The organism is Burkholderia sp. JPY481 (genome assembly GCF_038900515.1).
Taxonomy (GTDB): domain Bacteria; phylum Pseudomonadota; class Gammaproteobacteria; order Burkholderiales; family Burkholderiaceae; genus Paraburkholderia; species Paraburkholderia youngii.
Map to the genome: position 1 here is coordinate 184,994 of NZ_JAYMRT010000006.1, position 20,055 is coordinate 205,048.

16 protein-coding genes and 2 pseudogenes are annotated in these 20,055 nt (G+C 61.5%); 7 read left to right on the forward strand and 11 right to left on the reverse strand.

Annotation, left to right across the window (positions count from 1 at the left end; translation table 11 throughout):
• Positions 1-46 precede the first annotated feature (46 nt).
• Genes VSR82_RS17230 through VSR82_RS17250 form a run of 5 tightly spaced genes read right to left on the reverse strand, consistent with a single transcriptional unit; the run spans position 47 to position 4,940 of the window.
• Positions 47-1,516, reverse strand: a complete 1,470-nt coding sequence (locus tag VSR82_RS17230) for an aldehyde dehydrogenase (RefSeq protein WP_498857951.1) — start codon at positions 1,514-1,516, stop codon at positions 47-49.
• Positions 1,517-1,528: 12 nt separating this feature from the next.
• On the reverse strand, positions 1,529-2,566 hold the full coding sequence (locus tag VSR82_RS17235) for an LLM class flavin-dependent oxidoreductase (RefSeq protein WP_429462553.1): 1,038 nt from the start codon (positions 2,564-2,566) through the stop codon (positions 1,529-1,531).
• 11 nt (positions 2,567-2,577) lie between these two features.
• Positions 2,578-3,549, reverse strand: a complete 972-nt coding sequence (locus VSR82_RS17240; RefSeq protein WP_429462551.1) for a flavin reductase — start codon at positions 3,547-3,549, stop codon at positions 2,578-2,580.
• Between the two features lies 1 nt (position 3,550).
• Entirely contained in the window at positions 3,551-4,369 is an 819-nt protein-coding gene (locus VSR82_RS17245; RefSeq protein WP_368583872.1) for an alpha/beta fold hydrolase, read from the reverse strand.
• Complete coding sequence (locus VSR82_RS17250) at positions 4,338-4,940, reverse strand: amino acid synthesis family protein (protein ID WP_176125497.1); 603 nt, start codon at positions 4,938-4,940, stop codon at positions 4,338-4,340. The genes VSR82_RS17245 and VSR82_RS17250 overlap by 32 nt, the downstream gene beginning before the upstream one ends.
• 234 nt (positions 4,941-5,174) lie before the next feature.
• Here VSR82_RS17250 and VSR82_RS17255 point away from each other — a divergent pair, with 234 nt between their 5' ends.
• Positions 5,175-5,468 (forward strand): DUF1330 domain-containing protein, encoded by a 294-nt coding sequence (locus VSR82_RS17255; RefSeq protein WP_368583870.1) that lies wholly within the window; start codon positions 5,175-5,177, stop codon positions 5,466-5,468.
• A 350-nt stretch (positions 5,469-5,818) separates the two neighbouring features.
• Here the strand turns inward: VSR82_RS17255 and VSR82_RS17260 are convergent.
• From VSR82_RS17260 to VSR82_RS17285, 6 genes and pseudogenes are all read right to left on the reverse strand, one after another.
• Positions 5,819-8,217, reverse strand: a pseudogene (locus tag VSR82_RS17260) (mechanosensitive ion channel family protein).
• Between the two features lie 574 nt (positions 8,218-8,791).
• Positions 8,792-9,736: a hypothetical protein gene (locus VSR82_RS17265; protein WP_429462547.1), complete on the reverse strand. Its 945-nt coding sequence runs from the start codon at positions 9,734-9,736 to the stop codon at positions 8,792-8,794.
• 44 nt (positions 9,737-9,780) lie between these two features.
• Complete coding sequence (locus VSR82_RS17270; protein WP_429462545.1) at positions 9,781-9,996, reverse strand: hypothetical protein; 216 nt, start codon at positions 9,994-9,996, stop codon at positions 9,781-9,783.
• Between the two features lie 384 nt (positions 9,997-10,380).
• Positions 10,381-10,686: pseudogene (locus tag VSR82_RS17275) on the reverse strand (amino acid permease); the annotation flags it as partial.
• 848 nt (positions 10,687-11,534) lie between these two features.
• On the reverse strand, positions 11,535-12,254 hold the full coding sequence (locus tag VSR82_RS17280) for a TetR/AcrR family transcriptional regulator (RefSeq protein ID WP_429462541.1): 720 nt from the start codon (positions 12,252-12,254) through the stop codon (positions 11,535-11,537).
• Between the two features lie 1,074 nt (positions 12,255-13,328).
• Entirely contained in the window at positions 13,329-13,601 is a 273-nt protein-coding gene (locus tag VSR82_RS17285; protein WP_368583863.1) for a hypothetical protein, read from the reverse strand.
• A gap of 510 nt (positions 13,602-14,111) precedes the next feature.
• Here VSR82_RS17285 and VSR82_RS17290 point away from each other — a divergent pair.
• The 6 genes from VSR82_RS17290 (at position 14,112) to VSR82_RS17315 (ending at position 19,998) form a co-directional block, all read left to right on the forward strand.
• Complete coding sequence (locus VSR82_RS17290; protein ID WP_410850027.1) at positions 14,112-14,465, forward strand: BON domain-containing protein; 354 nt, start codon at positions 14,112-14,114, stop codon at positions 14,463-14,465.
• 304 nt (positions 14,466-14,769) lie between these two features.
• A complete protein-coding gene (locus VSR82_RS17295) occupies positions 14,770-15,780 on the forward strand; it encodes a BamA/TamA family outer membrane protein (RefSeq protein ID WP_429463621.1) in 1,011 nt (336 codons plus the stop codon).
• A 247-nt stretch (positions 15,781-16,027) separates the two neighbouring features.
• On the forward strand, positions 16,028-16,714 hold the full coding sequence (locus VSR82_RS17300; protein ID WP_368583861.1) for a GntR family transcriptional regulator: 687 nt from the start codon (positions 16,028-16,030) through the stop codon (positions 16,712-16,714).
• Between the two features lie 251 nt (positions 16,715-16,965).
• Complete coding sequence (locus tag VSR82_RS17305) at positions 16,966-17,895, forward strand: alpha/beta fold hydrolase (RefSeq protein WP_429462538.1); 930 nt, start codon at positions 16,966-16,968, stop codon at positions 17,893-17,895.
• The gene (locus tag VSR82_RS17310) at positions 17,888-18,856 is read left to right on the forward strand and encodes a flavin reductase (protein WP_429462536.1); all 969 of its coding nucleotides are present in this window, start codon (positions 17,888-17,890) and stop codon (positions 18,854-18,856) included. The genes VSR82_RS17305 and VSR82_RS17310 overlap by 8 nt, the downstream gene beginning before the upstream one ends.
• 110 nt (positions 18,857-18,966) lie before the next feature.
• The gene (locus VSR82_RS17315; RefSeq protein ID WP_429462534.1) at positions 18,967-19,998 is read left to right on the forward strand and encodes an ABC transporter substrate-binding protein; all 1,032 of its coding nucleotides are present in this window, start codon (positions 18,967-18,969) and stop codon (positions 19,996-19,998) included.
• The last annotated feature ends 57 nt before the right edge of the window (positions 19,999-20,055 follow it).

The following is a 20,055-nucleotide window of genomic DNA, read 5'->3' on the forward strand; positions in this document are numbered from 1 at the left end:
TATGGCTTTGAAACGGTGCTGCGGGGGAATGGACCGCGCGTTGGACTCAGCGCATCACGAACGGATCGCTGATCGGTTCGTCCGAGGTGCGCAGCCATACCGACTTCGTCGTCGTGTATTCGAGCGCCGCGGCCAAGCCGCCTTCGCGGCCGTGGCCAGACAGGCCGAAGCCGCCGAACGGCACCAGCGGCGACACCGCGCGATAGGTGTTGATCCACACGATCCCCGAGCGTACGCGCTTCGACACGCGATGCGCGCGAGTCAGGCTGGTGGTGAAAATGCCCGCGGCGAGACCGTAGGCGGTGCTGTTCGCCTTGTCGATCGCTTCCTGCTCGGTGGTGAACGTATCGACCGAAAGAACCGGCCCGAACAGCTCCGTCGTGATGCTGTCGGCGTTGCTTACGCCGGTGCAGTCGAGAATCGTCGGCGCGTAGTAGTAGCCGTCGCGCGCGAGCGCGTTGCCTCCGGCGAGTACCCTGGCGCCCTGGCGTACCGAGTTCGCGACGGCCTTCTCGATGTTGCGCAGTTGCCTCTCGGTGCAAAGCGGTCCGTACTCGGTCGACATCTCGTTGGGCGAACCCACGCGGATGCGCGATACACGCTCCACCAGCAGGGCGAGAAACCGCTCTTTCACGGAGGCTTCGATCAGCAGCCGCGAGCCCGCCACGCAGCTTTGGCCGCTCGCCGCGAAGATGGCCGCGACCTGCGCGTTCACGGCGCTCTGGATATCGGTATCGGCGAACACGATGAAGGGCGACTTGCCGCCCAGTTCGAGCGACACCTTCGCGAGGTTGTTCGAGGTATTCGACACGATGTGCCGCGCAGTTTCCGGGCCGCCCGTGAACGCAACCTTGTCGACCTTCCGATGGCCGCTGAGTACCGCGCCGCATTCCGGCCCGAAGCCGGTGATCACATTGACGACGCCCGGCGGGAAGCCGGCTTCGTGCACCAGCTTCGCGAATTCGAGCAGCGGCCCCGGCGCTTCCTCGGACGCCTTGAGCACGACCGTGCAACCGGCGGCGAGCGCCGGTCCGAGCTTGACGGCGGACAGGAACAACTGGCTGTTCCACGGCACGATCGCGGCGACCACGCCGACGGGCTGCCGTTCGAGCCACACCTGCATGTCCGGCTTATCGACGGGAATGCTGCTGCCTTCGAGCTTGTCGGCGATGCCGGCGTAGTAGCGGTAATACTCGGCGACGTAGGCGATCTGGCTGGAGGTCTCGCGAATGATCTTGCCGGTATCGTTCGTTTCAATTTCAGCGAGTCGCGGCGCAGCCTTCTCGACGAGCCCGGCCAGTTTGTACAGCAGCTTGCCGCGCGCCGACGCGGTGAGGCCGGCCCACGCGGAATCGGTGAGCGCGCGATTGGCCGCCTCGACCGCGCGGTTGACCTGCTCGGTGCGTGCTTCGGGCATCTGCGCCCATGCTTTGCCGGTGGCCGGGTTCACGCTCGCGAACGTGGCGGCGCCGGGTTCGAACTGTCCGTCGATATACAGCTGAAAATGCGAATCCATGGCGTCGGCCCCTTACCGGAATGCAGGCATCACGTCGTTGATCATGCGTTCGAGCGATGCCTTCTTGCGCTCGAAGCTCATGCCCGTGTCGATCCAGAACGAGTACTCGTCGAAGCCGAGTGCCTCGTATGCCCTCAGGCGCGCGATCACTTCCTCGGGCGTGCCGATCACGTTGTTCTTGCGCATCGCCGCGGGCGTATAGAACGGATGAGCAGCGATCTCTTCCGGGCTCAGCGTCTTGATCATGCCGCGGCTTACCGGTCTCTCGTTCTTGAACCACGCGCCGAAGTAGTTGTAGAACGTGTTCACTTCGTCGGCGGCGATCTGCGCGTCGTTTTCGCTGCTCGCCACATACGTGTGACGCAGCAGCATGATCTGCGGGCGCGGCAGGTTGCTGAACTTCTCGCACGCGGCGTTGAAGTGGCCAACCAGCTTCTCGACCTCTTCGTCGCCCAGATGCAGCGGCGTCACCTGCACGTTGCAACCGTTGGACACCGCGAATTCGTGGCTGTTCGGATCGCGCGCGGCCACCCAGATTGGCGGGTGCGGGCGCTGCAGCGGCAGCGGCGAAGACGTCGTGGCAGGGAATTCCCAGAATTCGCCTTCGTGCGCGTAATCGCCTTCCCAAAGCTTTTTCACGGCCGGGATCAGTTCGCGCATGCGTTGACCCGCGCCCCACGCGTCGAGCCCCGGATGCAGGCGTTCGTATTCGAACGAATACGCGCCGCGCGCGATGCCCAACTCCAGCCGGCCGTTCGAAATGATGTCTGTCATCGCGGCTTCGCCGGCCAGCTTGATCGGATGCCAGAACGGCGCCACCACCGTGCCGGTGCCGAGCCTCACGTGCTTCGTCTTGTTGGCGAGGTCCGCGAGATTGATGAACGGATTCGGCGCGATCGTGAAGTCCATGCCGTGGTGCTCGCCGGTCCAGACAGCGTGCATGCCGCCGCGATCGGCAATCTGGCAAAGCTCGACCATTTCGTCATACAGCTGCTTCTGACTGGTCTGCTCGGAGACGCGCTCCATGTGAACGAAGAGGGAAAATCGCATGATGTGACCTTTCAGGAATGAAGCGGGCGGACTGTGCCGTTGCTATGGTCGCCGAAGTACAACCCGTAGCTCTTCAACCGGCTTTCCTCGCGGTAGCGGTGCAGCATGCTGGCTAACGCGCTGTCCTGCAACGCTTGCGTGTCGATGTCGTCGAGGCTGATGAATTTGCCCGAAGCGTGACCCGAAGCGGCGAGTTCATCCGGTGCGCTGCACAGGAACGAGATGTACTGATATTGGGTTTCGGTGTTGTTGTAGGCCGAATAGATGAAGCTTGCCGATGCGTCGGGCTGGTACTTCTCGAAGATCTCGGCGAGTGCCTTGTCGGCGCCTTCGTTGCCGATCTGTTTCGATGGAAGTCCCCATTTGTCGTCTGCTGTTTTGACGAGCAGCACTTTGTCGTCGCGCGCGATGATCGCGCTGACGATCACCTTCGGGCCCGCGATGACTTCGGCCGACACTCTGGCCGGCGTGAAATAGCCGCCGCGGTAGTAGCCGAGACCCGCGCACCCGGCCGAATGGAACGCCTCGACCTTGCCGACGATCAGCGCATGGTCGCCCGCGTCGATCACCGCGTGCGTCGTGCAGTCGAACCACGCGCTGACGTCGTCGATCAGCGGGTTGCGGTTTTGGCTCAGATGCCAGGCCACGTTGGCGAAGCGATCGTCGCTCGGTCGCGCGAAAATGTTGGACAGATCTTTTTGCCCTTCCGCGAGGATGTTGATCGCGAAGTGCCCGCTGGTGGAAAACGTCTGAAAGTTGCTCGACGTCTTCGCGATGCTCACCAGCAGCAATGCGGGGTCGAGCGAAACGGACGAAAACGAATTGGCGGTGAAGCCGAGCGGCTTGCCGTCGTCACTCGCGGTGGTCACGATCGTCACGCCGGTCATGAACGCGCCGAACGCGTCGCGCAGCTCGCGCGTGTTGAGTTTCGGCGCTTCCTGGCTAGCTACCTGACTAACATGCTGGCTCGTCTGTTGGCTCATTTCACACTTCCAATTCGTGGTCTTGCGTCTGCGGCGTCGTCTGCAACCAGGCACGCAGGGCGCGATTGACTTCGCGAGGCGCGGTCAGATTCACCATGTGTCGCTCGTTGTCGATCACGACCGCGTGGCCGTGACGGGCGGCTTGCGCCATCTGTCTGGCCATCGCCGGGGTCGAGTTCGGATCGTCGGAACCGGTGAGCACGAGAGCAGGGCGGGCGATTGTGTTCCAGCCGTCGGCATATACGTCGTCGCCGTTCGCGAAGGCCGTATAGGCGGTCGCGTAGCCACACAGGTCCGCCGACTTCAGCCACGACTCGACCCGTTGCGCGGCAACCCGTTGCGATTCCTCGGCCGTGAACCAGCGCTGCAACGGTGTTGCCACATCGACGGCGCCCGAGCGCAGTTCGGCCGCGCGACGCAGCACGGCATCGCGCGCTTGCGCGGTGCGCCGATACACACCGTTCAACACGGCGACGCGCTTGACCAGATCGGGCCGCGTGACCGCGACGCCCGCCGCGATCAACGAACCCATCGAGTGACCGGCCAGATTGACGGGGCCCATATCCAGCGCCTCGATGAAACTCGCTGCCCACTCGACGAACTGTTGCAAGCCGGCGCCCGGTTCGAGCGGATCGCTTCGACCGTGGCCGGGCATATCGACCGAGATCACCCGGAACTCGGGCGACAGCGCTTCGATCTGCGGATACCACGCGTGCGCCTGCATGCCCACGCCGTGGATCAGCACCAGCGGTTCGCCGCTGCCCTGTTCCAGATAGTGCGCGACGCGCTTATTTGACAGCTGCAGGGTTCTTGACGTCATTTCCGAGCTCTGCGAGGTCTTTGTAGCGATCGCCAATGCGGTGATGCGGACGGCCGCCAGTAGCAGCGCCAATCGCGATCACGAGTTCGTCTGCGGCCGGCGCGTCCGCAATCGCAAACTGCAGCGTCAGATAGTGCGAACGGCGGCCTTCGTCGTTCTTGTCCATCATCGGGATCAGCAGCGGCGCATTGGCGGGGCCGCGCGTGTTGTTGAACGCCAGATACGACTTCGCACCGACGGCCGAGCGATACGTGTTGCCGAAGTGCAGTGTGTGGATCAGCGCGGACGCGTGCTCGATCTCGCCCGCAAGGCCGACGATCGCGCTCTTGCCGAACGCTTCGACCGCTTCGCCGGAACCGGCTTCGTCGATGATCAGCCTGGTCAGGTGCTCGCTCAGTTGCGGCGCGAGCGCGCGAATCTCCGGCGACAGGTCTTCCACATAACCGCGGCCCGCCCACGGGTTCTTGATCACGGCGGCCGCGCCGATCATTTTCAGCGGCTTCGCGGCGACCTTGTCGCCGTCGACGAAGACGGTCTCGACATGGAGGATGGATTTGCGAATCAGGCTCATGGCAGCTTCCTGCGTGGGTTGGATGTGTGAGGCATTGTGGTATACCATGTTACGGCATGCCATGAGTGTTAACCCGCGGCGTCGGCGGAAGCCGCGTCGGGCGGGGAGAAGGGCGTTTTTGCGAGGGATTTGACGGCGAGCAGCGACGCCAAAAACACGCAGCGCGCGGTTTGTCAGACCATCAAGGAAGCGGCAGGCATTGCGCAAACCATTCCGGATTTAGAAGGAGGAGATATGGCTGCATATTGGATCGCCCACGTAACCGTGCTCGACGCGGCGAAATACAAGGGCTACACGGACATCGCACCGCAGGCGTTCAACAAGTACGGCGCGGTGTTTCTCGCGCGCGGCGGCGCGTCGGAGGTGCTGGAAGGCGAGTCGTTCGAGCGGCACGTCGTGATTCGCTTCAGGGACATGCAAACGGCGCTCGACTGCTATCACTCGCCGGAGTATCAGGCCGCCAAACAGAAGCGCGATGGACATTGCCGGGCGCAGATCACGATCGTGGAGGGCTTGGTGGATGTTTGAAAACAAAACGTGTCCTGACGAAAATGGCTAAGTCACTGTTTGTATGAATATTCGTTCTTCCTCGCAATTCCCTCGTTGCAAACAAATATGGTCTAGGCGCGCGGCGCGCTGCAAAAACGGATTTGCAAATGAAAATCTGTACTGACGTCCTTGGGGCGTGCCGCGCAGCCAGGCACGCAGCAAGTTCTTATCGGGGAAAGCTGCCAGGGTTCGCTTTGCGATGACCTCCTCGCCTGCCGGCATCAGTTCGGATATCGATGTACGTGCTGACTGTACTGTCAAGGCGGGGAGGGTGGCCAGCCCTTCACCACCGTCACGTCGGGCAGGAAATCTTCACCGCCAGGCTCGCCTCAATTACGGATCTCACCCTCGCGACGGGGAGCGGTTGACGATGCAGAAACAGCCTGGCCGTCAGGTTTCCCGGGAGGGGGCGGCTGCCGCAGTACGTGGAGTTCCGGTAGGGCAGCGCTATCCGGCCGGGGCGGGGCCGCACTGCCTGCGCTTGCCGCTTGCGGACCCTCTCCGTAGGGGAGATCGTCGGTTTGCAGCGACAGGTTGGTCTCTTCCGACGACGTATGAAGCTGCATTTGCGGCAATGGGATCTCGATGCCGGCCGCATTCATCTTAAGCTTGAGCCTTGCGTTGAACGCGCGGGAGATGCTCCACTGCTGCAGCGGTCGAGTCTTGATCTGCCCTTTCACCACTAGCCAGTTGGTGTCGAAGCGCTCGAGCCCCCACACCTCGATCGGCGCGAGTATCTCGTCGCGGAAGCGATAGTCTTTGATCAAATCCGTGCCCACTTCCGCGATGATGCGCGTGACTTGATCAATGTCAGCAGAGAACGGCACTCTGCGAAGTCGCGCGACAGGTTCTTCACGATTTTGATCTGCGAAAACGGAATCGTGTGTACCGCGCCCTGCCCGTCGCGTAACCGGACCGTGCGGATCGTCAGATCCATGACGATGCCCGCATGGCCGCCATCGACGTCGATCCAGTCGCCGACGGAGATGGTCTCCTCGACGATGATGAAGAGTCCCGTGATCAGGTCAGTGACGAGCGATTTCGCCCCGAAGCCGAATGCAAGACCGATTACGCCTGCGCCCGCGAGCAGGGGCGTCAGATTGATGCCCAGGCTGGCCGCGCCGATGATGGCGGCCAGGGTTGCCACCGTCGCAAGGGTTGCATTGCGCACCAGCGGCAACATCGTACGCGCACGAACGCCGGGCTCCAGTGCCTTGTTGCGTGAACTGCTCGGGCCTAGAACCTCGAGAATGACCGTGTCGACGAGAATCCAGACGAACCATGCGCCGAAAACGGTCGCGATGACTGTAAAAAGCGCATGTCTGAAACCGGGTGTCATCGCACTTCGTTTGACCAGCCTTGCAATCGGGCCACTCCACAGAACCAGTTCGAATCGAATGTACGCGAGCCACATCACGAGAACGAGCAGCGAACTGGCAAAGCGCAGGAGCCGCATCAGGTGTGGCGCGCGGCGCTCGGCGCGGCTGTCCATTCGACGCGTCAGGTGCGGCAGCAGCACCGACGCAAATAGCGTGAGCACGAGCAACAGCGCGCTGAGCAGCGACGGCTGCCATACGTTGCCCTCGTCGCTGCGTCCAGCAATGGTGGCGACGACCGAAGCGACTGCAATCAGCAGTATCGGGATGTGCCACAGCGAGGCGAGGATATCGAGCGCTTCGGTGGCAAGTTTGTGGTCGCGTCTTCGCGAATAAGGTCGATTGCGAATCAGATGCGTGACGGGGCGGCGGTATGCAAGCGCGAAGTAACCGCTCAAAACGGCCGCCGCCATGTTTGCGAAGCTCGACACGATGCCGGCAACATTCGGGCCGACAATGCGCGTCACGTCAGGGTCGGCCATTGCGTCGCCGAGCGCGCCGAATGCCCCTATCGCGAAGATCGGCAAGAGGCCGCCCGCCAACAACTGCCGCACTGCGACACGCCGGTGTGCCGTGCTAAACGCCGAAATCACGACCACGCAGAGCACCCGGAAGGTTATACCCACGACGATCGCGTAGGCGATCACGAGTCCGAGCGTACGGCCAATGGCTTCGGGCATGCTCTGCCCAAATAGCAGTACCGCTACGAACGCGATGATCCATGGCCCTGTCTTGCGCAGCGTGAAGCTCAACAGGTCCACGAAACTCGGATCCGCAGCTAGTGTGACGTCCCGGCCATAGTGCGCAAGGACGCGCCGCTGCAAGTGGACTAGCAGCGCGGCATACGCGCCCCACCCCGCAAGCGTCGCGGCGATGCCGAGCAAAGCCTGGCCGAGTGTCTCGCCCCTCCCGCCCATGACCAGGGCTCGCAGTTCGCTAGCGGCCGAAGCAAAACGTGCCGCCCAGAAGTGCAGCGGTGTCCGGCCTTCGTTCAGATTCGTTTCGACCGACGCAATGCCCGATGCGATCACGCCGAGAAGAGCGCCATTAGTCTGCGCCGACGCCGCAACGGGTGCCGGAGCTTGTGTCCCGTCGCGGAGTCCCTTCAACTGGGCGATAAGCGCTTCGCGCCCTTTCTCATTCTCAAGCGTGACGATCAGGGTGTTCAGCGAACGCGTAAGTTCTGCCTGACTGGCGGGCGAAGGTGCAGAAGCGGCCTGTGGCGCCGAGGGCGGCTGTGTAGACGCACCCGTCATAGCGGTGATGCTGCTTTGCAGCGGGGCAGGCAAGGGCGCTGCTGCGGCCGCGCTGACCCATGCTGGCAGCAGCGCGAGGATGCCAATCAGCATCATGCATGCGCGAGCACGCCGTGTGGTTCGTCCTGCCGTTCCGCCCATCCTTGGTGTATGCGACGGAGCAGCTACAGCCCCGAGAGTATTCGGCGCGGAAAGAGGCCGGGCGTGGCCAGATTGACGCCGCATGAACGCGTTCATGGACATCCTTCAGGAAGGTCGCCACCAGTACGGTGCCGCGTAGTCGGGTGCGTTCGCGCAGCAGACATTAGAAGTGACTCTTTTCCCCCTCGAGAAAATCAGTGCCTCGCGTGCTGCAGTGCGACGCCCTGTGTTTTTGCGGCGACGAGAGAAGGCAAAATGCGCGTCAGACGTTGAACGCTCGAGAAGCGGTAGCCTCCGACTTCCATAACGAATGCCATCGACATGAGCGAACCTGTTTCCAGGAGGGCGATCCTGACAAGACATTTAATGATTGACTGCCGGGCAAATTGCGGACACGGCGACGTTCAATCGTCTCTGGAGTCTCACCGTACACGGTCAAGCGGGCAAAACCAATGGGACCAAAGTCCGATAGCAGCCCGGCGCTGCACTTTTTACCGCGCTGGACCTTGCGGTCGGCTCGTCGGACCCGCTAGAAACTCATCGCGAATCCGAACGACACGCCGTGCACGTTGCGACCGAACACGTAGCGCACCATCGCGCGCGTGCGGGTGACGATGATGGGATACCTGCTGCTATCGAGTTCGAGGCCGACTCCCAGCGACGTGAGGTCGTTGAAACCCAGCACCCCGGCGCTGTCGCCGAAATAGTGCGAGTAAGCGGCTTCGAGCACATAGCGGACTGGCCGGTCCAGCGCGTGCCAGCCGGTGGGCGCGCGCCAGCGTGTCCATAGGCTCACTTGCTGGGCCGTGGCCGAGCCCTGAACGGCCTGCGATGAACCGCCGAAACTGCGCAGGTAGATATCGGTCGCCCGCAATTCAGCGTCGATTTCGTAGTTTTCGCGGTAGTGCTCGTAGTCGAGCGTCAGGGAGCCGCCATAGCCGTAGGCATCGAGCGAGCCGTTCTCGAGGAACTGCAGGTTGCTGTCGGTGACGTGATTGAACAGCGTCTGCCCCACCTTCAGGTCGCTCGACACGCGCCCGATCGTACCGTTCAGGATTGGGCGGAATGCCAGTTCGTCGGTGATGCGGAAATCCCAGCCCAGGCCGACCGTGCCGCTGAAGGTGTTCCACTTGGTGGGCACCGCACGCTGCTGGGCGCCATCCGTGGCGATGAAAATCGGATCGTAGCGGCTGTAGGCGAGCGTGCCCTCCATGTACAACGGAAACGACCTGCTGAGCGTGAAACCGCCGCCGAATTGCGTCTGCCCGAAGCCGGGATTACCGGTCAGGCCGTTATTGACCGACAGATTGCTGGTCGTGACGTCCGGGACCGTCGTGTAGCTCATGATCGCGAGCACAGCGTCCGCGTGCTGCTTTACATTGCCGCCGATCACAGTGTTGATCGAAGATCGCGCTAGGGTCGTCTGGGCAATCACGAGACCGGGTAGCAGGAGCAAGGACAGAGCGACACACATCCGTGACGTGTGAAGAGTCCGATGTAACGGCAGTGCACGCATTCTTAAGCAACCTGGCCGGTTCTCCATGATAAGTAGGCATCGACACCCCGGGCCTGCCTCTGAGCTGCCTGTTCATTGCTGAAGTTGCATGAGCCCTTGAGGGCTTGCTCGAGGGCGATCGAAATGTTGACCGGCTTGCCAAGGGGAATGGATGGGGTATTGCAGCCGGCACCGAGAAGTGGCAATAGAAGTAGGGAAAGAGAAACATAGGTGGGCATGGCGATCTCCTGCCGAGACTCATACGATACCGGTCTGCCGGACGATCGATTTCAGGATCGGACAGCCACTGGCCTGCTAGATTCTGGAGAGAGAATGCCCACGAGCACCGCGTTTCTCAGCAAGTTGTCTGGTTGGCGTCGTGTATGTGTCGGGCAGCACGTGCGCGCCACTGAGGAAGTCGATGTGGCTTGTGGCGGATGTCTTCCACGGAGCAGATCCGCATCAGTGACGTTCCCGCTCTGCGCAAAGTGAGCGTGCGCCAATACGTTTTCCCCTCAGTGCTCAATAGAAAGTCACGCCGGTCACGAGCATCATGTTGCGAACCTGGTTCGTCGCGCTGCCGAGATTGGGGTTCAGTTGACCCCAGAAGTCGGCCGTGAAGGTTCCGCTACTGAAGCCTTCGCAAATGCATAGACCCCGCCGTTGAGTTCGGGCTTGCGCAAGGCTAGCGCCTGGAACACGAATGCAAGCATCAGCATGCCGACCGCGGTAATTGTCCAGCCGATCAGCACGGCGCCGGCATCCGCACTGGCCGCCATGTTCTGTGGCAGTGAAAAGATGCCGCCGCCCACCATCGAGCCTACGACGAGGGCAGTGAGCGCGCCGAGGCGCAGCTTGTTCGCTGAGGCGGGCGTCGCGGCGCTTTCGGGTGTCGGGGCGGCACGAGGCGTGGACGTCGAATCGGACATGGATGGTCTCCGGTACAAGCCGGTCGCGCCGCAGACTCGCGTTGCACCGACCAGTGAAAGCGCTTTCTTGTGTGAGGAGTGCGCGAATTTCCTGAAGCAAAAATGGAAAGCGCGCCTGATCGCGTTTCAAATCTGCTAGGGAACGACACGGCTCACAATAGGACCTTGGTCCAATAGGGCAAAGCTTTTCGTAGAAGTCGCTACTGCTGGCGTGTGTTAACTGGAAATACAAGAATTGCGCGGAAAGTAAGGAGCGGTATTTCGAGGGGTATGCAAGACCGATTTGTATGAACGCCGGTCATGTCTTTCTCCGGCAGCAAAGTGGACGACACCGCTTTGTGAGACCAGGTACGCCTCAGTTACTCCCGTTTCTCACCATTTACATCGAAGCACCGAATGGCCTTTCAGGATGACCGAACCGATCAATCGAATGATTATCGGACCAATACTTGCCGGAACCGGAGGCCTGCCGCAAACGGAGATGCAATTGGCAAATCTACGGCTGCTTTCAGTGGAAAAATCGCCATTTGAAATGTCCCCGGGTTGGCATGCGTGAATAGCACTTAGTAACCGCATTCCGACCCGCTACCGGGTGCAGTTTCATGCGAGATAGGCGACGCCGCCCGTTCGGAAGATGTTGGGAGGTCATAGCAATGACAGCCTCCGTGCGCAATGGCCGTCGGCGTCTGCATGCTGATCGAGCTCCGATGCTAGCGCAGAAATTAGCTGGTACGAGAGCGCATTGATCGCATTGTGCGATCCTGAGTAAGGTCGCCTTTTGCCACAAAACCTTTGCGCTCGTAATCTTACGCCGATAGCTCTTAACGTATCGCTCCCGTGCGTCCCTTTCATTCAGATGATACTGTCTTCGATTTCCGGGGAGGGCTATGCATGATTCTGCGCGCGTTTTCGGCGCGGGAGCGAGCGCTCTTCAAGGATGCAACACGCGCCTCGCCGAGTGCGATCATGGCGTCGGTGAGCTGTTCCATTTGCGTGTCCATTGATCTTTCGTCGCCAGACTGCAAGGAAATAAAGGCACCGTCAAAGCCAAGCATGCCAAAGTGAGCAACGTCGTCGACGACCTCTGATGCCCGGGTGTCGTCCTGAACGCTGAAAGCGTTCTGGACCAACTCTCGCATATAGCCGAGGCCCTCGTTGCGAACTTTGATAACCATCCGCAGAGCTTCAGGTTCCGCGGCCTCGTTGCTCATGACCAGGACGAGCATCAATCGCAGGAAGTTTTCCCGAGTCTTAAACACCTCGCCCACCTTTTTGAGGTACCAGCCTAGCCGCTCACGCGGTGTGCCATCTTCAGGTGGATTCCGGTGAGCTTCCTGCATGGCTGCGAAAAAGCCCCGGGCCCCCTGAGCCATCACTTCGGCCAGCAGTCCGGCTTTAGAGCCAAAGTGATGGTAGATCGCACTCTTCGGGATGCCTGTTGCATTGACAAGGGCGGACATTGAAGTGCCGGCATAACCGTAAGCGGACATCACACGCGATGCCGCGTCGAGGATTTCCTGGCGCGATCGCCGACCTCGACGATTGGTCGTCTTTTGCCGCTTTTCCATTGAACGATGATAGTCCCTAAAGTTATGAACCGAGCAGTACATTTCTTATGGCTTACCCTGGTGTTGGCTTGTGGACCTATTGGAAGATTCATTGGGCACGGGTGACGGAGAAGACGAACCTGGAGTCGCTCGCGGAGTTGGTACGCCGGCAAAGAAAGGCGCGGAGTTTGCCGCTGTTGCACGCGAGGTTGTCACGGCGCTGGGAGCCGGCAACCCGCACACCGCGGTTCAGTGGCGCATTACAGATTGTGCGGCGAGCGTTACGCGCCATGCTGGGTATCAGCCAGGTCCACATTGCGCGGCGTGACGCGCGCGCCGGGGAAACGGTCGCGGTACGGCTTTCGGTCCCGCGCAAGCGGCTGAATGCGAGCGCGGCCCCACTGACGATGCAGCGCGAGTCTGGCCTAAGCCAGATCCCGTCGTCATGCACGCCACGAACGCTTTCGCACAGCGCGTGACGGACCGGCACTGTCCGGGCATTGACCTGAGGAGTGAGACGGATGAGAAATCGGTATCCAGCAATCAAGCTGCCTGAGTCGGTGTTGCGCTACGCAAGGGAGCTAGCAGACACAGGGACCTACGCGGACTGGATCGCAATCTCCCAGCCCCTGTGTGCTCGATATGGGGAACACCGAAGCGCCCGGTTGCTGAGCGACCCCGCCGTTCGCGATGAGCTTGACCGGCGCTGCAATTTCGCGTCGCATCAGCGACAACAGCAACATGTGAATCCTCCGGGGATGCTTCCATGACGATACTGGCGGACGGGCCAGGTCGCGTCATGCCTCTTTCATGTATTCGCCCAGCATGGTGGATGACACTGAGGGATTACCGTCCCGCGCAAGAATGGCAGTGGATTCCTGGTAGCTGCCCACAACAGAATAGCATTCGCACGAGAGAGAGCGATGCTGCTGCAGGCGTCTGCCGAACGTCGGATCTTATAAAGGCAGTGTCGCCCGAAGAGACCCAAACACTGCGGGACACCCGAACACTTCGCCGGCGTGTCGGGAGTCTGCCGCCATTTGGACCTCCTTGACGAAAGAACATTGACTTACAGGAAAGCTCGCCGAACTCGGCCTATTCGCCAACTCCCTGGTGTGCTGCCGCTATTGCAGCATCACGCTCCTTTCCGGCTGCTGTCTTTTTCTCATCGAAAACTTTCTTTGCAGCGGCTACCTTCTTGTTGTAAACACGATTAGCTGCTGCAACCTGTTGGTGCATCCGCACGATTTCGTCGGGATGCTCTGTGGTCGCAGGCGCATTGCTTGCTGAATTGTCCTGGGCCCATACGTACGAATTCGATAGCACTACAACGAAGATGGCTGAGGCCGCAAATGCTGAAATCCTCATGATCTACTCCGGTGCGAGTTTGTGGATATGTCGCCGCCCTAAAGGTCGGTTGAATATCAACCTATACGACCACGTGCATGAAGCCAATGGGACCGAAGACCGATGGTGCTCACGAAACTCTAGTTAGGCGCGCAGTTCTTCCACGGACTCACGAACCGGAAAGGTGTGAAGGCCAACACGACCGCATGTCTGCGCGTGATCACTTCGGGGCTCGTGGCGTGCACCTTCATCCAATTCGGCATCACACTCGCGGCTCTGCTCAGCATGCTTCGTCTGACACATCGCTCGAATATGAGACCAAAGTCCAATAGCGTGCAGGCCACAGAGGAATTATTTTTGGCGTACACCCGGCAGCGATCGCCGGAGACCTGATCGTCGCTCTCTGATCGGATGTGCTGTCTGGACGTCGTCACAGACGGGCCGAGATGAAGATTGCGATTGGCGGTACGGCTGCGGCGCGGCGCGGGTCGGCGCGTGACTGCGGATGCCGCGTCAATAAGGGAGAAAGCCATGAAAGCAAACAGAACACTCAAGCTGGCTAGTGGAGCATTGATCGCTGTCGCGTCCATCAACGCATGGCCGCAAGGAAACGAGTCCGCCGCCACGTCCACGGAATCGGGCACGACGGCGGCTCCATCGAAGTCGGACATTAGAAAAGCGAATGGAGCCCTCAGCAAAAAGGTGCTGCGCGCGCTTACAAAGGGTGGGGTCGACACCTCGCACTTCACAGTGCTGGTCAAAGGTAGTGCGGTGACGCTCGCAGGGCATGTCCCGGATAATTACCAGATCGAAAAGGCCGGCAACATTGCGAAGGACGTTCCCGGCGTTACGTCGGTGACGAATGCCCTGGCGATTCACGACTGACATTATTGTTTTCCGTCGTGTGAATCGTAAATTGCGTTACATGAATCACTATTTCCAGAGAACGGATGCTTGAAGGATTTGAATGAGCGCTGTCCTTGGTGCTATTCAATCGGTCTGCAACTCAATGAACGTCGCATGAGCGGCGTGAGGATAGCTGCTCGTGGCTCACGCGCAGCAGGGATTTCTGAACGCCCGCTTCACTTTTGACAGCCGCTAATTGCTGCGAGCTTTTTCGTCCAGGGCCGGTGCACACGTGCACAGTCATATAACGAGATCGACGTGGACCGCCGCTGTCCTTGCAACGATCACGGCTCTGTCCTTTGACGCGTGCGTCGACGAAAAGCAGCCGCTCAGTTTTACCGATCCTGATGATGGGAAACTCGACATGAGCGATTTCCTCATCAAACACAAAGGCGCGTTACCCGTGCCGGTCGTGATCACCGAACCGGCCGTTGGCTATGGCTTCGGACTTGGGCTGCTGTTCTTTTCCGGGCCGATTGGCGAATCAGGCGCGACGGATTCGACGGGCCAACCTGCCAACCGTGGTCCGCCGAACGTCACGGCGCTGGGTGGTCTGTACACGCAGAACGGCACCTGGGCCGCGGCGGCCGCTCATTTCCACACGTGGGACGACGACCGTTTCCGCTACCTCGGCGCGGTCGCGAAAGTCGACGCGCATCTCGACTACTTCGGTCTATCCAAGCAGCCAAGGGCCTACACCTTGCTGGGCGCGGGTCTGCTTCAGCAGTTTCTTGCGCGCATTGGCAATAGCCGCTGGTATGCGGGCGTGCGTTATGTGTTCTTCGATGCTTCGTCGAACTTCGCGGGCGGAGTCGTTCCCACCGAGGTGCGCAACTTCCAGAAGGATCAGCGGATCGGCGCCGGCAGTCTGATCGTGGACTATGATTCGCTCGACAACATCTTCTATCCCGGCTCCGGCAGCTTCGCCGAACTCGAGAGCCAATTCGCGCGCACGGGCTTCGGCGGTACGCAGAATTACATTCCGTTTTATGCGCAGCCGTACGTCGATTTGCGTGGCGTGCAGAAGGGCCGTTACCAGGACCGCAATGCGATCTCGATCGAGGCGGAGTTGCGGTGGGATCTTACGCCGCGTTGGCGAGTGCTAGGTTTTACAGGCGCCGGCAAGGCCTACGGGCGACTGGAGAGCTTCTCCCAAGCTCAGGACGTCCAGAGTGTCGGCGTCGGGTTCCGATATCTGATTGCGCGCAAGCTCGGCGTTTCGATTGGTATCGACATTGCCCACAGCAAGGATCAGAACGCGTTCTACGTACAGGTCGGCAGCGCATGGCGTTGAGACACGACGCGATCGCGCCCTTCGTCATGGTCATCGATACGGAAACGATCGATCGCTACGAGGAAACCAACCCGTCAGGGCAGGCCAGAATCCGAAACAGGTTTCCTTTGCAAAGAACCCCTGGGCAGAACCACTGGGCGGCTGATTGTGCCCTCGTGTGCAAGCCTGGACGCCGGATAAGTCATAATATGGCATTCCACGCCCGCGCCCTTGGTGGGGGCCTTCGTCCATCGTCCCACTGCCGCCTATGCACGACCTCAAAATCGACCGCAATGTCAAAACCTTGCGTGAACTCACGCTCGACAAACTGCGCGCCGCGATAGTCCAGGGGTATTTCCGGCCGGGCACCCGCCTCGTCGAACGCACGCTGTGCGACGAGCTTGGCGTGAGCCGCACTGTCGTGCGCGAGGTGCTGCGGCATCTGGAGACCGAAGGCTTGGTCGAGATCGTCGCGCGGCAAGGTCCGATCGTCGCGCGGCTCGACCCCGCACAGGTCGGCGAGATTTACGAATTGCGCGGGCTGCTCGAAGCGAACGCCGCGCGGGCCTGCGCCGAGAACGCGACGCCAGAAGTCGTGCGGCAACTGCGCGAGATCCGCGCAGTCATCGAAGACGCGTTCGAGAAACGCGATCTGCCGCGCGTGCTCGAATACACCGAGCGCTTCTACGAAACGCTGTTCGAAGCCGCCAACAAACAGGTGTCGCTGGCGGTCGTCACGTCGCTGAACGCGCGCATCAACCGGCTGCGCGCATTGACCATCGCAACGCCGGGCCGCGGCAGCGACTCGAACCGCGAGATGAACCTGCTGCTCGACGCGATCGAGCGGCGCGACGGCGACGCGGCTTCCGCAGCGTCGTTCGCGCATATCAAGCGGGTGTCGGAACTGGCTTTGACGGTTCTTGCGGAGCAGAACGAAGCGACCGGCGACGCCTAAACCCCATCCGCAGCCGCCCCATCAAGGCCGCCGGCATCTGCCGGCGGCCTTTTTTTGTTTGTTTGATCAGCCAAACACACAACGCTTAGCCCAAAGCGTGCCTGAGCAACTCCCCCCAATATCATGGTATTCCATAATACGTCATGCATTGTCGTAGGCCATAAGATGGCATACCATAATCTCATCGATTTTGTATTGCGGCTCGAAGCCTGAAAGGAGAACCCCATGACGTTCGAAGTGGAGCGTGTCCGATGAAGCCCGATTTATCGCCGACGCGCGTGATTTCGCATGGTCAGCGTGGCCGAACCGCGGGCACCTGCTACAGCGTGTACGCGCCGCAATCGGACGCCGCCGCCGAAACCGTCGTGCTGATCCACGGCGTGGGCATGAATCAGAGCGTGTGGGCGCCGCAGATCGATGCGTTAGCCGAATCGTTTTGGGTCGTTGTCTACGACATGCTGGGGCACGGCGACAGCGTGCTGCCAAGCGCGGAGCCCTCGCTCGACGAATACGCGGCGCAGCTCGCGTCGCTGCTCGACGCGCTGCGGATCGAGCGCGCGCACGTGGTGGGGCACTCGATGGGCGCGCTGGTCGCGCTCGAATTCGCGCTGACCCACCCCGAGCGCACGCTGAGCGTCGCCGCGTTGAACGCGGTGTACGACCGCACGCCGGCGCAGCGCGAGGCGGTGATGACGCGCGCGGCCACGCTCGGCGATGCGCGTGCCGACACCGGGGTGGACGGAACACTGTCGCGCTGGTTCGGCGATCCCATTCCGGGACATCTCACCCAGGCCGCGCGGGCGGTGCGCGCGCTGCTGCTTGCCGTCGATCCGGTGGGCTACGCGCGCACCTACCGTCTGTTCGCCTGCTCGGACGACGCGCATGTCGGGCGTCTCGCGAGTCTCGCGGTTCCCGCGCTATTTCTGACGGGCGAGGGCGACCCGAATTCGAGCGCGCAGATGTCGCGGGCGATGGCCGCGGCGGCACCGCATGGCCGCGCCGAAATCATCGCGAACGCGCGCCACATGATGAACGTCACCGACCCGGCGCGCGTGAACGCAAGCCTGCTCGCTTTCCTCGTCGAAGCATCGGCGCTGCGACGGAAGAAGCCCGCAACGACCACAGCAACGAACGCAGCAACTACCGCAGTCGCAGTACCAACCGGAGAACGCCATGGCTGAGTCGATTACCGCCCCGAGCGCGCAACCCGCTTTCGATATCGTCGATTTTCGACGCGCGCTCGGCGCTTTCGTGACGGGCGTCACCGTCGTCACGACGATCCAGGCAGACGGCTCGCCGCGCGGCTTTACGGCGAACTCGTTCACGTCGGTATCGCTCGATCCGCCGCTGATTCTCGTGTGCATCGCGAAGACCGCGGCGAGTTATGCGGTGTTCTCGGACACGCACCGCTTCGCGGTGAGCGTGCTCGCCGAAGACCAGAAGCATGTGTCGGGCGTGTTCGCTTCGAAGGCCGCGGACAAGTTCTCGCAAGTGCCGTGGAGCACGCGCAAAACGGGCGCGCCGGTGATGGATGGCTCAGCGGCGAGCTTCGACTGCACGACGCATCAGGTGATCGATGCGGGCGATCACATCATCCTGATCGGTCGCGTGGTGGACTTCGTGCAAACGAGTTCGTCGCCGCTTGGCTACTGCCGCGGCGCGTACGTGAACTTCAGCCTGTCGCAGGACGCGCTGGCCGCGGCCGGTACGCGCGCGCAAGTCGGCGCGATCCTCGAGCATCGCGACGGGCTGGTGCTCGTCGACACCGGCAAAGGTTTGGGGCTGCCAACCGGCATCAAGCTCGACCCGGCCACCGACCCCGCGAGCCTGCACGGCGTGCTCGCGAAGCTCGGCCTGCGCGTGCATCTCGACTTCCTGTTCGCGGTATTCGAGGACGGCAGCGGCAAGGAGCCCGGCGTGCATATCTACTATCGCGGCCGCGTGATTCCGAACGGCTCGCCGTGGCTCGACAGCAGCGTGCGCATCGTGCCGCTGTCCCAGATTCCGTGGGACGACGTGAGCGACGCCGCCGTGCGCTCGATGCTCGAACGCTATGAGCGCGAACGCAGGCAGGACGCGTTCGGCATTTATGTCGGCGACAGCGAAGCCGGCACCGTGCAGCCGCTCGGCCTCGCGCATTGACAGCTCGGCACCGCTGCAACCCAAAACTCACAACTCACAACGATGAAGCCGGCGCGTTTTCTCGCCGCCGGACCGACGAAGCAACACCCAACCGTATCCCGGAGACAGACATGAGCAGCAGAAGCATTCCGTTTATCGCACCGTTGTTCGTTGCTTGCGCGACGGCGTTCGCGACAGCGCCCGCACTCGCCGCAGACCCGATTGTCTTCACGAGCTGGGGCGGCACCACGCAGTCGTCGCAACAGAAGAATTGGGCGCAGCCGTTCACGCAGGCGAGCGGCGTCACCGTATTGATGGACGGCCCGACCGACTACGGCAAGCTGAAGGCAATGGTCGATAGCGGCAACGTGAGCTGGGACGTCGTCGATGTGGAGGGCGACTTCGCGTACGCCGCGCAAAAGGCCGGCCTGATCGAGCCGATCGACTACTCGGTCGTGAAGAAGGACGAACTGGACCCGCGCTTCGCGACGCCGGACGCGGTAGGCAGCTTCTATTACTCGTTCGTGCTCGGCTACAACAAGTCGAAGTACACGGGCGCACAGCCGCAGACGTGGGCGGATCTGTTCGACACCAAGAAATTCCCCGGCAAGCGCACGTTCTACAAGTGGTCGGCACCGGGCGTGCTGGAAATCGCGCTGCTCGCCGACGGCGTGCCGCCGAACAAGCTCTATCCGCTCGACCTCGATCGCGCGTTCAAGAAGCTCGACACGATCAAGGGCGACATCGTCTGGTGGAGCGGCGGCGCGCAATCGCAGCAACTGCTCGCATCGGGCGAAGCGCCGATCGGGATGTTCTGGAATGGTCGCTTGCACGCGCTCGCGCAGACCGGTGTGCCGGTGGCCATTTCGTGGAACCAGAACCTGACCGCCGCCGACATGCTCGTGATTCCGAAGGGTGCCAAGCATCGCGCGGAAGCGATGAAGTATCTGGCGGCCGCGACGAGCCCGCAGGCGCAGGCGAAATTCGCCGCGGAGACGGGTTACGCGCCGATCAACGTGAAGTCGGCCGCGCTGATGCCGGCCGCGATGGCGAAGACGCTGCCCGACCAGTACAAGGACTCGCAGATCAATCTCGACATGAAGTACTGGGCCGACAACCGCGACGCGATTGCGAAGCGCTGGTACGCATGGCAATCGAAATAAGCCGCACGGACCGACGTTAGAGCCGAGCGCCGCGCAGTGAATCGGCGCGCACAGAGA

Excerpts from the sequence above, each read along its gene's own strand:
- VSR82_RS17230 (WP_498857951.1), bottom strand. The coding sequence starts at position 1,516 with ATGGATTCGCATTTTCAGCTGTATATCGACGGACAGTTCGAACCCGGC.
- VSR82_RS17235 (WP_429462553.1), bottom strand. The coding sequence starts at position 2,566 with ATGCGATTTTCCCTCTTCGTTCACATGGAGCGCGTCTCCGAGCAGACC.
- VSR82_RS17240 (WP_429462551.1), bottom strand. The coding sequence starts at position 3,549 with ATGAGCCAACAGACGAGCCAGCATGTTAGTCAGGTAGCTAGCCAGGAA.
- VSR82_RS17245 (WP_368583872.1), bottom strand. The coding sequence starts at position 4,369 with ATGACGTCAAGAACCCTGCAGCTGTCAAATAAGCGCGTCGCGCACTAT.
- VSR82_RS17250 (WP_176125497.1), bottom strand. The coding sequence starts at position 4,940 with ATGAGCCTGATTCGCAAATCCATCCTCCATGTCGAGACCGTCTTCGTC.
- VSR82_RS17255 (WP_368583870.1), top strand. The coding sequence starts at position 5,175 with ATGGCTGCATATTGGATCGCCCACGTAACCGTGCTCGACGCGGCGAAA.
- VSR82_RS17265 (WP_429462547.1), bottom strand. The coding sequence starts at position 9,736 with ATGTGTGTCGCTCTGTCCTTGCTCCTGCTACCCGGTCTCGTGATTGCC.
- VSR82_RS17270 (WP_429462545.1), bottom strand. The coding sequence starts at position 9,996 with ATGCCCACCTATGTTTCTCTTTCCCTACTTCTATTGCCACTTCTCGGT.
- VSR82_RS17280 (WP_429462541.1), bottom strand. The coding sequence starts at position 12,254 with ATGGAAAAGCGGCAAAAGACGACCAATCGTCGAGGTCGGCGATCGCGC.
- VSR82_RS17285 (WP_368583863.1), bottom strand. The coding sequence starts at position 13,601 with ATGAGGATTTCAGCATTTGCGGCCTCAGCCATCTTCGTTGTAGTGCTA.
- VSR82_RS17290 (WP_410850027.1), top strand. The coding sequence starts at position 14,112 with ATGAAAGCAAACAGAACACTCAAGCTGGCTAGTGGAGCATTGATCGCT.
- VSR82_RS17300 (WP_368583861.1), top strand. The coding sequence starts at position 16,028 with ATGCACGACCTCAAAATCGACCGCAATGTCAAAACCTTGCGTGAACTC.
- VSR82_RS17305 (WP_429462538.1), top strand. The coding sequence starts at position 16,966 with ATGAAGCCCGATTTATCGCCGACGCGCGTGATTTCGCATGGTCAGCGT.
- VSR82_RS17310 (WP_429462536.1), top strand. The coding sequence starts at position 17,888 with ATGGCTGAGTCGATTACCGCCCCGAGCGCGCAACCCGCTTTCGATATC.
- VSR82_RS17315 (WP_429462534.1), top strand. The coding sequence starts at position 18,967 with ATGAGCAGCAGAAGCATTCCGTTTATCGCACCGTTGTTCGTTGCTTGC.